We start from the raw sequence: 12,400 nt of genomic DNA on the forward strand, positions 1-12,400 counted from the left end.
CACTACAACAACTTATTTTGCTGTATTGGATTAGATGGTTGAATATAACCTAAACTACTGTAACACGATTCTTCGTATGAAGGTAGTAGTTCCTCAAGCGGTGCTGAAGGTTGTACTTTTTCATAATTGTCAGAAGGAAAATTGTCTAATTCTTTATTATTAGTTGCCTTATCCATACATTTTATTGGTTGCTCTATATAGTCTTGTATTTCTTTTGTAAAACTATGATTTAGATAACAACTTGTTAAGTAAGCTACACCTGCTACTGTTAGTGCTAATGCTACAAAAACTAAAGGTGAAGCTCCTATACACCTAAAAACCTTTACTTTATACATACTCATATGAGCAGGTGGGTCAATGGTTGTTGCCAAAAAAATAAAAAAACCAAGTGAAAAAAATATTAACACGCAAATTCCACCCAATGAACAAGATCCTAACGCTACTTCTTTTAATGATTCTTCGTTTTTCTTTTTATTATTAAGGCTTCGATACATTTTATTAACGTTAGTATTGCTAATATAATCTTCTAGTTCTTTTAAAATTTGAGTCTTTAACTCTTCAATCTCATTATCTATTAACGAATAGTATTTTTTATACCGCTGCTTCAATTGAACGTCTAATACTGATTTACCACCATTGAGAAGATTTAAAATGTCTTTTTTGCATAACTCAATCTCCTGAGAAATTTTAGAATCGTTTTGTCCTTTTATATCTTGATCCACTTTATCCTGTAGTTTTTGACCAAAATCTTTAAATACAGTTCTGCAAGAAAGGTATTTTAATATAATAGGTAAAGCTAGCTCATTTCCCTTACTAAGCAAAGATAAAAGCTTCAAAGCAAAAGAATTAGGTACTGCCTCTCTTGGTAGAATTAAGGTGAAATCTTCCAATACTTGGCAAACTAATTTTATTGAAGAATCTTTAAACCCTTTTGTACCAAATTTTAATGAAGCAAAAAATTCTTCTAATTCTTCAAAAGGACAACTATTTTCCTCTAATTTTACTTTTATAATATTGCTTAACATTGTAACTCCACTAACCGTTTTATACATGTAGCTTAACACTATTTTAATAATTTATTAAGAAAGTTTAATTGTTAATTATAATATTTAATAAAATAAATAGACTCTTTTACATTTCATTTGCAAGAATCTTTTGCTTAGTTTGTAAATAAAGATTTTCTGAATCTAATTGCCGCAGGTTACGTTTAGTAATATAATCTCATATTAAATAAAACTTTACCTAAGTTTATGCCAGACTCTACGTTAGTTTTAACAACTATTCTTATATTCTTCATCTTTACGTTGTCACTTTTTTTTATAAAAAGGATATTTGGATCAACGAACAAGAAGATAATAAAATCCTTCAGAAAAATTGCTCAGCAGATTAATGCGCTAGAGCAAGAAATGCAGAGCTTATCTGATGAGGATCTTGCTAGTAAAACTGCGGAATTAAAACAAGAACTGAAAAATGGAAAAACACTAAATGACCTTCTCGTACCTGCATTTGCGGTTGTACGAGAAGCATCACGAAGATTCCTTAACATGAGGCATTTCGACGTTCAGCTAATTGGTGGCATGGTTCTCCATAATGGCATGATATCAGAAATGAAAACAGGAGAAGGAAAGACACTCGTCGCAACTTTAGCCGCATATCTAAATTCTTTAGAAGGAAAAGGTGTGCACGTCGTAACTGTTAACGACTATCTTGCAAAACGAGATACAGAGTGGATGAGTAAATTATATAATTCTCTTGGAGTTTCTGTTGCATTTATTACAAATAATTTGACAGACGACGAGAGAAAAAAGGCTTATAGCGCAGATATCGTATACTCAACAAATAATGAACTTGCCTTTGATTATCTACGAGATAATATGAAATTTTCTCAAGAAGATATGGTTCAGAGAGGCTTCAATTATGCAATAGTAGACGAAGTAGACTCCATACTGATTGATGAAGCGCGTACTCCGCTCATTATTTCTGGCCCACTTGAGGAAAATAATCAGATATATAAGCATATCAACAAAATAGTAATCAAATTAGTTGATTCTGACTATGAAGTCGATGAAAAGAGTAGAGCAGTGTTCCTCACTGAAAATGGCATTTCACGAGTGGAGGAATTACTAAAATCGTATAACCTCATTCCTGAAAATTCCTCGCTCTATGATACTAGCAATATTATACTGACTCATTATATAGATCAAGCACTTCGTGCACATAAGCTGTTTACTGCTGATAAAGACTATATAGTGAAAAACGGTAAGGTGGTAATTATTGATGAGTTTACTGGGCGCATGATGGAAGGTAGGAGATATTCTGATGGTCTTCACCAGGCACTGGAGGCAAAGGAGAATCTTGAAATTCAGCATGAAAGTCAAACTTTAGCATCAGTCACATTTCAGAACTACTTTCGTATGTACAACAAACTTTCTGGTATGACAGGAACAGCAGCAACAGAGGCAGAAGAATTTCGTGATATATATAGATTAAATGTAGTAAAAATTCCAACTAATGTGCCTGTTAAAAGAATAGATGTTGATGATGAAATTTATGGCACAGAAAAAGAAAAATTTAGTGCTGTATTGAAGTTTATAGCGGAATGTCACAAACGCCTTCAACCAGTGCTTGTTGGCACTGTGAGTATTGAAAATTCTGAAAAACTTTCCGATCTTTTGAAAAGCCATTCTCTTAAGCATTCAGTATTGAATGCTCGTTATCATGAACAAGAAGCGTATATAATAGCGCAAGCTGGAATACCAGGCAGCATTACTATAGCAACAAACATGGCAGGACGTGGAACTGATATTCAGCTTGGTGGAAATGTTGAAATGATTGCAAAAATAGAGCTCGAGAAAATAAAAAATGCTGATGAAAGAGAAAAAAAATATCAAGAAATAGTCAAAAGAGTAAAAAAAGATAAGGAAATTGCTATAAAAGCCGGTGGCTTATGTGTTATTGGAACCGAAAGGCATGAAAGCAGGAGAATAGATGATCAATTACGTGGACGTTCTGGCCGCCAAGGTGACCCTGGACTTTCTAAGTTCTTTCTATCACTTGAAGATGATTTAATGAGGATATTTGGTTCTGATAGAATGAGGAATTTTTTGCAAAAAGTGGGACTAAAGAACAACGAGGCTATTCATCATCCATGGATTAATAAAGCACTTGAAAAAGCACAGAAGAAAGTTGAAGTTAGAAATTATGATGTGCGGAAGTCTTTGCTAAAGTTTGATGATGTAATCAACAATCAACGTAAAGTTATTTTTAAGCAGAGAAATCATATTTTAAACAATGAAATCAATGATTTAGTTGAAGTATATAGTGAAGTAAATGAGGATATAATAGAAGGTATAGTACAAAGTGGTTATTACGAAGATTATGTTGAAGATATTGCAAAAGAATTCCACATAAGATACGGGATAACGCTTAATCTAGAAGAGTTTTTGAATAAACAAGAAGCCTTGGATTATATAAATGACAAGATACAAGAATTTTTTACTGAGAAAGAAAAATATTTCAATAGTCAACAAACTACAGATTTGTGGAATACGATAGTGAAACAAGTGATGATCATGACACTTGATCATTTATGGAGGGAGCACCTTTCGGTCTTAGAGAGCCTAAGACAAAGCATAAATTTGCGTGCCATGGGGCAAAAAGACCCACTGAATGAATTTAAACGCGAAGCTTTCTTAATGTTTGAGTCGATGCTTGAAAAGTGGGGGGAGCTTACCATTCACCGCCTAGCGCACTTTAAGTTGCTAGACAATCAAGAAATAGGCAATAGGTCACGCTCTACTAAAAATAGCAGACTTCCAAAAGTTTCAAGAAATGACAAGTGCCCTTGTAACTCTGGAAAAAAATACAAACACTGTCACGGTGCAGTTGCCGTAGTAAATTAGTTGTTGCAAGCACATTATAGGCTGCTATAGCTAACCGAAGTAAGATTTGCCCGAGCACTGAAAAACAAAATCAATAGCCGAATTAATATTGGGCCAAAAGGTTTGTAGAGCCTTTCTTATGGCGTGCTTGATCAGAACTTCTCAATCGGATTTAAATCTGGCGAGTATGGAGGCAAGAACAAAATTTTACACCCAATATTTTCTATCAAATTTTTCATCCTTGCAGATTTATAAAAGCTCGCATTGTCGAGAACAATAGTCTGTCCAGGTTTAAATACAGGAACAAGTACATTTTCTACATAAGCATCAAAAATCTCCCTGTTGCAGTAGCCATCAATTATCCATGATGCTTTAACTTTTCCTTCATTCAGTGCTCCAATTATGCTTACCCTCTTTCTTTTAAACCCTGGGCAAATAACCTCTTGCCTCTTTGAGACCACCCATATTCATAAAATTCATTGTCCTCTATTCCAGACTCATCTATGTATATCAAGTTTCCTTTATTTATTTCTTCTACTTTTTTTATGAACTCTTTGCGTTTCTCTTTATCTCTTTCTCGATAAAGAAAAGTTTTTTTTATATGTATAGTTTACTTTGCTAAGGTAGTTATATACTGTGCTTCTACACATATTACCAAATTCTTCAATTATCTTTTCAATTCTAATATCCTGATTTCCATTCAGAAATTTGATAAATCTATCCATATCTTTAATCTTATGGCCATATCCTTTGTGATAGCCTGAAGATGGTTTCTGTTTCTTTTTTCCTTTTCCTCCACAAATATATTGGTTTTATGCTCACTTTGAATATTTGACTGATTTTTTTTATCGTCATTGTTTTTTTATCGACTCCTTTGAGAACACGTTCTTTCAGATCCTCACTATATGGACTTGGCATCTTCTTCTTTCTCATTACTTATTATACCATTCTAACCAATTTTGCCATATAGCTAAACCTTTCTTGGGTTAGCTATAGATGATAAAATATTTGATTCTAGTTCTTTATAGTCTACTAATCCGGTAGTTCTATTTGCTTGACTCATTTCAAACCTCCATTTTTTATATCAATTTATTACTTTTCTTTTCGGCTTGACACACTTTTTTGAACGTTCCCCACTTTTTCTATCACCTTTTCAAATTCTTCTACAGTTAAGCCTGTTATATTACGAAAATTTCTTGGGTGTTTCTTTATATTGTAGTAACTAAAGCTCATTTTTTTACCTTACTCTATCTGCTTATTCCTCTTCCATCATTTTATCATTACCTTTTGCAGCAGGTCTATTGATGCATGAGTCTGGAATCTAGGAATTCTGATTATATATTAAGTTAGTAAGTATAAAAGTTATGTAAAAATACAACGTTTTTAGTGAGATTACGGAAAGCCAGCGTCACACGCTGGAATGACATCTTTCTTGGTGGACTCAAATCATAATGTTTGTACGGTTGTGGATTTATAACTAAAGCAATCTAGAAAATTAATGATATTTTATTCCCCGGCAAACGCTCTATTTTATTTTCCGTCTCTAGTTCCAAAAGAGCCATTAGAGCTATGTTGGTAGAAAGTCCGCTTGCTAATATAAGTTCATCTATATCAACAGGTACAGAGTTAATATGATCAACTATAACAGATTTTGCCTGTTGTAATTTTTCTTGTTTTTGGTCAGCAACGGTATCAAATAGATTTTTTTGCTGAAGAGGTAAACTAAATCTCACGCTCTCTACTATATCATCAGCGGATTCAACAAGTTTAGCGCCGTTCTTAATTAAATAATTACTACCACTACAGCGTGAATCTAAAGGGAAACCAGAAACTGCAAACACCTCTCTTCCTTGATTCAAAGCAAAATCTGCTGTGATGAGAGAACCAGACTTTTTTGATGCTTCAATTACCACAACACCGAGTGAAAGGCCAGATATAATTCGGTTTCTTTGGGGAAAATACTGAGGCTTTGGTTTAGTAGAAAATGGAAGCTCGGTAATTACTAACCCGCCATTTTCAGTGATTCTTTTGTATAGATCAAAATTTTCTCTTGGGTATACTACGTCAATTCCGCTTGCTGTGACAGCAATGGTTGGGTGATTTTTGTATATTACACTGTTTGCTGCAGTATCGATCCCTCTTGCAAGTCCAGAAATTACGATGAAACCAACTTCGCTTAAATCAAGTGCCAACTTATTGGCAAAATTTCTTCCATTGATTGAAGAATTACGTCCACCGATTATTGCAATTATCTCACGGCTTAACAATGATATATCACCAAGTGTAGTTATTACAGGAGGACAACTCGGTATATTCCTTAAAATGTCAGGGTAATCTGGATCACATGCTGGTATTATTTTGGCTCCAATTTTTTCTGCATTCTTAATTTCTTCTTGTACATTTTTAATTCCATAATCCTTGTTAGCCAATTCATTAAGATACTTAAGCACTTCATCTAGTGAGCCACATGCTCTTAGTATACTAAAAAACTTTACTGGTCCCACAGTTCTAGCCAAGCTTAGCCATATTTCTAATTCTTCGTTATTTAATTTATTTATCTTCATAAAAGGCTTGAATTTCTTATCAGTTTAGTGTACCCAAGATAATGCAAATATACAGTATTTTATGACGCATTTTGTTACAGATAAATGCATAAAATGTAAATATACGGACTGTGTAGAAGTATGTCCCGTTGACTGCTTTTATGAAGGTAAAAATATGCTCGTGATTAACCCAGATGAGTGTATTGATTGTGGAGTGTGTATACCTGAATGTCCAGTAGATGCAATTGTAACTGATGATTCCATAAAAGATATTCTAGAGCTAGATGAAGGCTTACTGAACAATGAACAAAAAATCTTTAAATCATTTTACAACATAAATGTAGAATATTCGCAAAAGTGGCCAAATGTCACAGCTAAAAAGCAACCCCTAGATACAGCAGAAGAGTATAAAGAAAAAAAGGATAAAACAGCTTATTTTGACGAAAATTTAGGGTAATAGAGTACGAAAGTGGACTCACACTTTTTTGATTAAATAGACATTGAATTGTAAGCATCTATTTCATCTGCCATAGACGATAATTGTGCACTCTCAAAACGGAGATTGTTTGCAATGTCTATTAATTTCTCACTAATTTGTGAACGAGGTTCAGGCACTGAAAAGAAAGCATCACATCTAGCCTTGCACAGAGGTTTGTCTGTTTCATTGAACGCCTCTTCACAGTTTTTATTGCAAATATGAGATAGGTTGCGTGCCTGAAACGTTAATGAATTCGAGTTTTGTGTAGACATAACCATAATATACTCCTAAATTAAAAAACTAACTCCACGGTAGCATTTATGTGTTAATAAAATTGTAATATTTATATTAGCATAATTACTTTTCAGATACGTTTATTACTTTATTGAAAAGTTCAGAATAAATAGAGAGTACAAAAGAAGCCTCACATCTTTTTGGTTAAATAGACATTGAATCATAAGCGTTCACTTCATAAGAAAATGTATTATCTGCTGATATATTATTATCAATATCGTTTAGTTTATTCACCGATTTAAGTTCATTGCTCAGCTTCGTGAAACCTTCTGTAATTGTCTTATTTAATTTATAATGCGATGACCATAACTGTTTAGTGATTGATTTAATACAATCTTTACTTAATGTACATTCATTATTATCTGTTACCATAATATTCTCCTTAATTAAAATTATATTTATTTTAATATAAAAGTATTAATATTATATTAAATATAGAATCAAGAGTAAATAAAGGAATATAGGAACGTCTTACAGTTGATTCAGTGAATCTTGCACCATAGCTTTAAAGGGTTTAGAAGACTAAGAGTTGGCGATGTGTATTATACAGACACCAAAAACATGAAGTAACTATCGTTACAATAGGATATAGGGACACCATTTACGTTTGAAGGAAATATGTTTTGCAATAACCCTATTCTATAATGCAAAACCCAATGTATTACTTGCAATCTGGTGTCTGATCACAAAGGAACCAGTTTACATAAAACTACTTGCCACCTGCAAATTGCAATATCTGTACAGCTGTGGAATTTTTCAAAGCGTTTTTTCTATTGAAGATAAAAGTATCTTTTATATATGATATATAGCAAAATATTAGGGTGCTTATGGTTCCAACTATAGCAATTTTAAGTGGTGGATTTTCTTGCGAAAGAGAAATATCGCTTATGAGCGGAAAAGCAGTAAAGAAGGCGCTTGATAGCCTTTCATATAATGCAATAGAAATAGATGTTGATAGCAACATTGCTCAAAAGCTTAAAAAAACTAATCCCGCTCTTGCTTTTATTGCTCTACATGGACCTTATGGTGAAGATGGCTGTATTCAAGGTTTACTGGAGATTTTAGGTATAAAATATACACACTCAGAAGTTATGGCTTCGGCTGTTGCTATGAATAAAGTGATGTCAAAGCATATATTCCATTCTCTTAATATCGACACTCCAAGAGGTTATGTAATTAGTCGAGAAGATGTGCTAAAAAATAATATTAAAGTTGATTATCCGTACGTCTTAAAACCGATTAACGAAGGCTCAAGCATTGGAGTACACATGATTTTCTCACATGAGGATTACTTAGAGCTGAAAAATAACAGTTCTACTATAATGGAAAAGATGATCATAGAAGAATACATACCGGGTATAGAGTTACATACTGCTGTGTTGCTGAATGAAGCAATTGGCACTATGGAAATACGACCAAAAAATAAATTCTATGATTATGAAGCAAAGTATACAGATGGATTTGCAGAACATATATTTCCTGCTAAAATTCCTGACAACATATATAGAATGACCTTGGAACACGCACTAAAAGTTCATCAATTTTTAGGATGCAAAACTGTTTCCCGCTCAGACTTCCGTTATAATCCCCAAAATAACACTTTAAAAATGCTTGAGATTAATACACATCCTGGCTTTACTGAATTATCGTTAGTACCAGAAATTGCAAAATTGACAAAAGGAATTGATTTTAATGAATTAATTAAAATTATTGTCAAAGACAGTTTACACCACAAGAATATTAGAGATCAAGCCGATGTTGAACAATGTTACTAGAAGCCAAAGGAGTTTTTTGCGCAAGTGTGCTTTCATGATTATAACTGCACTTTTTCTTACACTAGTACTTTATAGTTCACTTGATAAAATAACAAATCGATTCAATTACTACTTTACTTGGTGTAACGATCGCTTATCGAGCTTATTAATTAGCAATGGATTTTCAATCGACAAAGTAACCGTTACTGGAAACAAATTTACAAATGAACAGGACATTCTAAGTTTAGTAGATAGAACACAACCTATCATGTATGTATCACTCTCAAAACTAACAGATAATATACAATCTGTAAGCGAATGGATAAAACATGTAAGAATTTATAGGATTTTACCCAACACCTTACGCATTGATGTAAATGAACACAAACCTTTTGCTCTTTGGAAAGATGATAACAGAACTTCAGTAATTGACTCTGAAGGTAAAGTAATCGTAGATGATTACCAGATAGATAACCTCGTTATAATCAAAGGACAAAATTCGTTATCAAGCCTAAAATTCATTAAAGATATACTAGAGAGGAAAACTCAATTAAGTGATCATATTTCTTCTTGTGTTTATGTAGGCAATAGAAGATGGAATATCATACTCGATAACAGTGCCACAGTAAAATTGCCTGAAGATAATCCTTATAGCGCATGGGATTATTTAAGCCACTTGCAAAATACAACCGACTTTACTTTTAGCAATTGGAGCATAATTGATATGCGTGTTGCTGATAAGATCTTTGTGAAGAAGTGATCTGCTCGGTGCTCCTTTTCATTTCATGCAAGTAGCCCTTTCTCTGTCATACGAGTAGCTTAAAACTGGAATCCAGATTGCAAGTAATTGATTGGGTTGGGTGAGTATGGATTTTGCATTATAGAAGGAAGCATTAACCATTACTAAACAAAAAGGGGAGTGTTAAATAAACTGTGTCAAACCGAGAAGTAAAGTAATAAATTGATAAAAAAATGGAGGTTTGACAATGAGTCAAGCAAACACAACTACCGGTTTGGTAGACTATAAAGAATTAGAAACAAATATCTTATCATCTATACGAGAAGGAAGACCATTGACAGGAAGAGATGGAGCATTAACACCATTTATAAAAAAACTGCTAGAGGGAAGGCGAGATAGAAAACCATTTGTCGGCTGAAAGCGAAGAAAACAACGGAAGAAATTCAAAGACTTTACGGACAAGTATTTGAACTATTGACACCAAGAGATAGAGAAGGAAGTTTCGAGCCACAAGTAGTCAGAAAAAGGCAAACAACCGAACTTGAAGCAAAGGTTTTAAGTATAGCCCTTCTCATAATAGTCCAAAAAGAGTAAGATATGGATTGATAGTAGTGGAAGGTAAGGATGCCAGTAGCATATAGTTATGACTTAAGAAAAAAGGTAATGGAAGCATTGGATGAAGGAGAGAGTGGAGAAACTGTTGCCAAGAGATTTAAGATCGGAAAAACAACTTTATATGAGTGGAAGAAAAGACGTGAGAAAACGGGAGATTTTCAGTCAAAAAAGCCTGGAAGCGTGGCATAAAATTACCGACTGGAATGCATTTGCCGAATTTGCAAATGAGCAAGGTGGCAAAACTCAGTCAGAGATGCTGGGGCAATATTAGTAGACAAACAATTCATCGAGCACTTAAAAATATAGGATTCACAAGAAAAAAAAGACCTACGGATATAAAGAAAGAAATGAAGAAAAGCGAGCTCAATTTTCAAAGGTTATAGCAACAAAAGAACCTAAAGAATTAGTGTATATAGATGAGTCTGGACACTGAACCTATGGGTATTGCCAGAAAGGACAGCGGTTTTATGCCCTAAAATCTGGGAAGAAAACTCAACGAATTAGCATGGTTGCAGCCTTAAGTGGAAGAAAAATAATTGCTCCGTTAACCTTTGAAGGCCACTGCAATATGGATATCTTTAATAAATGGTTTGAGCAGTTTCTGACACCGATTTTGGAACCTGGACAAACTGTTATCCTTGATAATGCTACTTTTCATAAGTCTAATAAGATTTGCTAAAGGAGTTGGTGCAGAAATTTTATATCTTCCTCCATATTCTCCAGATTTTAACAAAACTGAACATTATTGGTTTGCTATAAAAAACAGAACCAGGAAAAACATTCCTTTATTCAAATCTTTTCGTCATGCTGTCGATTCTTCTTTCTTATGACCTTTTTGGACTATTATGGGAAGGGCTATAACTGATACTGAAGTTATGTCTTAAACCTTATCACCAGGCTTAACAAATAGATGGCCCAATGTTATTAACTTTATAGGCTTATCTTCGTTATTTACCACCACCCAAACACCATCGTTTTCATGATCAACAATTTCTATTGGTGTAAATACTACATAATTATTGTCATCAACAATCTTTATTCCAAGAACACCATCGTCACTTAAGCTCAAGGCTGAAGAAGGAATTTTATATGCAAATTTTTCACCTGAAGGTAGGCTTACACTAGCAGTCAGTCCTTGCAAGGATATAATTTCATTATCAGTTACCTTGACCTCCACTCTATAAGATCCAGTTTTAGGCTCAGCAATTTTACTAATAAAACTCACTTCACCTACTAATTCCCTTCCGTCTAGCAAATTAATTTGCGCTGCACTACCCAGTTTTATTTTATTTACTTCATTTTCTGAAACATACAACACTACAAGAACCTGATCAAAATTAACTATGTCAGTTATCTTATGTCCAAGATTAACAAAATCCCCTTCATTTACGTTGATCTTATCTATATAACCATCAATAGGAGATTTAATCGCAGTGTTTTCTAAATCCAATTCTAGCCTTTTTAGGTCAGCTTTTGCACTCTGCAATGCAGTAAAAGCTGATTCCACTCTTATCTGTGCTCCATAGCCTTTTTTATTCAATTTTCGAGAGGAATCATACTCAATTTCACGCTGATTTAATAAAGCTTTGGCTTTCTCAACCTGTGCAACTTTGTCATAATCTTCTATCTTTAAAATTACATCGCCTCTTTTTACTTTTTCACCATCAGACAAATAAATAGCAATAACTTGACCACTTGTTCTTGAGACAAGGCTGACCCTATGCAAGGGATTTACCGTACCAGAAAAATTTAAATATACAGTGCGATTTTGTGGAGTATAATCCTGAGTTTTTACTGAAAAACTACTAATTGGATTATCACTATGAACCGCCTGATCTTTTTTTAAAAATGTACTGTTGATAAAAAACAGTAGAATAAGAGCAATACCAGAAACGATGATTACTTTGTTTCTCATCCTTAAACAGTAAAATTTATTGACCAATCTTGTTAGAAATAACTGCATAAGTTTTCGAATCAGAAGTGTAAGTATAACACAGCTATTGTCACTCTATAAATAGTTTTATATGAGCAAGTTTTCTTACAATAAATAAGTTTTTATTGCAAAAATGCAATTTTTAATCAAATAAAAAAGTTGT

At 33.5% G+C, this 12,400-nt stretch carries 12 protein-coding genes and 2 pseudogenes; 6 read left to right on the plus strand and 8 right to left on the minus strand.

All coding sequences use genetic code 11. The annotated features are described in order from the left end of the window. Window positions 1-2 precede the first annotated feature (2 nt). Window positions 3-1,052 carry a hypothetical protein gene (locus OOL05_RS04075; protein WP_264729909.1) on the minus strand — a complete coding sequence of 350 codons (1,050 nt, stop codon included), beginning with the start codon at window positions 1,050-1,052 and terminating at the stop codon, window positions 3-5. A gap of 198 nt (window positions 1,053-1,250) precedes the next feature. Between OOL05_RS04075 and secA the strand changes: the two genes are divergently transcribed. Continuing rightward, complete coding sequence (secA, locus tag OOL05_RS04080; RefSeq protein ID WP_010405317.1) at window positions 1,251-3,902, plus strand: preprotein translocase subunit SecA; 2,652 nt, start codon at window positions 1,251-1,253, stop codon at window positions 3,900-3,902. A 131-nt stretch (window positions 3,903-4,033) separates the two neighbouring features. Here secA and OOL05_RS04085 read toward each other — a convergent pair whose 3' ends face one another. The 4 genes from OOL05_RS04085 to dprA form a co-directional block, all read right to left on the minus strand. Next, the gene (locus tag OOL05_RS04085) at window positions 4,034-4,342 is read right to left on the minus strand and encodes a transposase (protein WP_264375903.1); all 309 of its coding nucleotides are present in this window, start codon (window positions 4,340-4,342) and stop codon (window positions 4,034-4,036) included. Between the two features lie 274 nt (window positions 4,343-4,616). Further along, a complete protein-coding gene (locus tag OOL05_RS06800) occupies window positions 4,617-4,814 on the minus strand; it encodes an IS630 transposase-related protein (protein ID WP_264375904.1) in 198 nt (65 codons plus the stop codon). A 159-nt stretch (window positions 4,815-4,973) separates the two neighbouring features. Continuing rightward, window positions 4,974-5,114 carry a hypothetical protein gene (locus OOL05_RS04090; RefSeq protein WP_010405218.1) on the minus strand — a complete coding sequence of 47 codons (141 nt, stop codon included), beginning with the start codon at window positions 5,112-5,114 and terminating at the stop codon, window positions 4,974-4,976. A gap of 254 nt (window positions 5,115-5,368) precedes the next feature. Continuing rightward, on the minus strand, window positions 5,369-6,445 hold the full coding sequence (dprA, locus tag OOL05_RS04095) for a DNA-processing protein DprA (RefSeq protein WP_264375905.1): 1,077 nt from the start codon (window positions 6,443-6,445) through the stop codon (window positions 5,369-5,371). Between the two features lie 61 nt (window positions 6,446-6,506). On the opposite strand from dprA, the gene OOL05_RS04100 reads away from it, so the two are divergent. Continuing rightward, the gene (locus OOL05_RS04100; protein WP_010405211.1) at window positions 6,507-6,881 is read left to right on the plus strand and encodes a ferredoxin family protein; all 375 of its coding nucleotides are present in this window, start codon (window positions 6,507-6,509) and stop codon (window positions 6,879-6,881) included. Window positions 6,882-6,913: 32 nt separating this feature from the next. Here the strand turns inward: OOL05_RS04100 and OOL05_RS04105 are convergent, their stop codons facing one another. Both OOL05_RS04105 and OOL05_RS04110 read right to left on the minus strand, forming a co-directional pair. After that, window positions 6,914-7,180: a hypothetical protein gene (locus OOL05_RS04105; RefSeq protein WP_264729911.1), complete on the minus strand. Its 267-nt coding sequence runs from the start codon at window positions 7,178-7,180 to the stop codon at window positions 6,914-6,916. A 160-nt stretch (window positions 7,181-7,340) separates the two neighbouring features. Then, a complete protein-coding gene (locus OOL05_RS04110) occupies window positions 7,341-7,568 on the minus strand; it encodes a hypothetical protein (RefSeq protein WP_264729913.1) in 228 nt (75 codons plus the stop codon). A gap of 449 nt (window positions 7,569-8,017) precedes the next feature. On the opposite strand from OOL05_RS04110, the gene OOL05_RS04115 reads away from it, so the two are divergent. From OOL05_RS04115 to OOL05_RS04130, 4 genes and pseudogenes are all read left to right on the plus strand, one after another. After that, window positions 8,018-8,971: a D-alanine--D-alanine ligase gene (locus tag OOL05_RS04115; RefSeq protein ID WP_039833309.1), complete on the plus strand. Its 954-nt coding sequence runs from the start codon at window positions 8,018-8,020 to the stop codon at window positions 8,969-8,971. Beyond that, window positions 8,952-9,710 (plus strand): cell division protein FtsQ/DivIB, encoded by a 759-nt coding sequence (locus tag OOL05_RS04120; protein ID WP_010401947.1) that lies wholly within the window; start codon window positions 8,952-8,954, stop codon window positions 9,708-9,710. The genes OOL05_RS04115 and OOL05_RS04120 overlap by 20 nt, the downstream gene beginning before the upstream one ends. Before the next feature lie 226 nt (window positions 9,711-9,936). Further along, a pseudogene (locus OOL05_RS04125) lies at window positions 9,937-10,250 on the plus strand (transposase); the annotation flags it as partial. 63 nt (window positions 10,251-10,313) lie between these two features. Then, window positions 10,314-11,134, plus strand: a pseudogene (locus OOL05_RS04130) (IS630 family transposase). Window positions 11,135-11,184: 50 nt separating this feature from the next. Here OOL05_RS04130 and OOL05_RS04135 read toward each other — a convergent pair. Further along, window positions 11,185-12,219 (minus strand): efflux RND transporter periplasmic adaptor subunit, encoded by a 1,035-nt coding sequence (locus OOL05_RS04135; RefSeq protein WP_264729915.1) that lies wholly within the window; start codon window positions 12,217-12,219, stop codon window positions 11,185-11,187. Between the last annotated feature and the right edge of the window lie 181 nt (window positions 12,220-12,400).

It is taken from the genome of Wolbachia endosymbiont (group B) of Episyrphus balteatus (assembly GCF_947250575.1).
Lineage (GTDB): Bacteria > Pseudomonadota > Alphaproteobacteria > Rickettsiales > Anaplasmataceae > Wolbachia.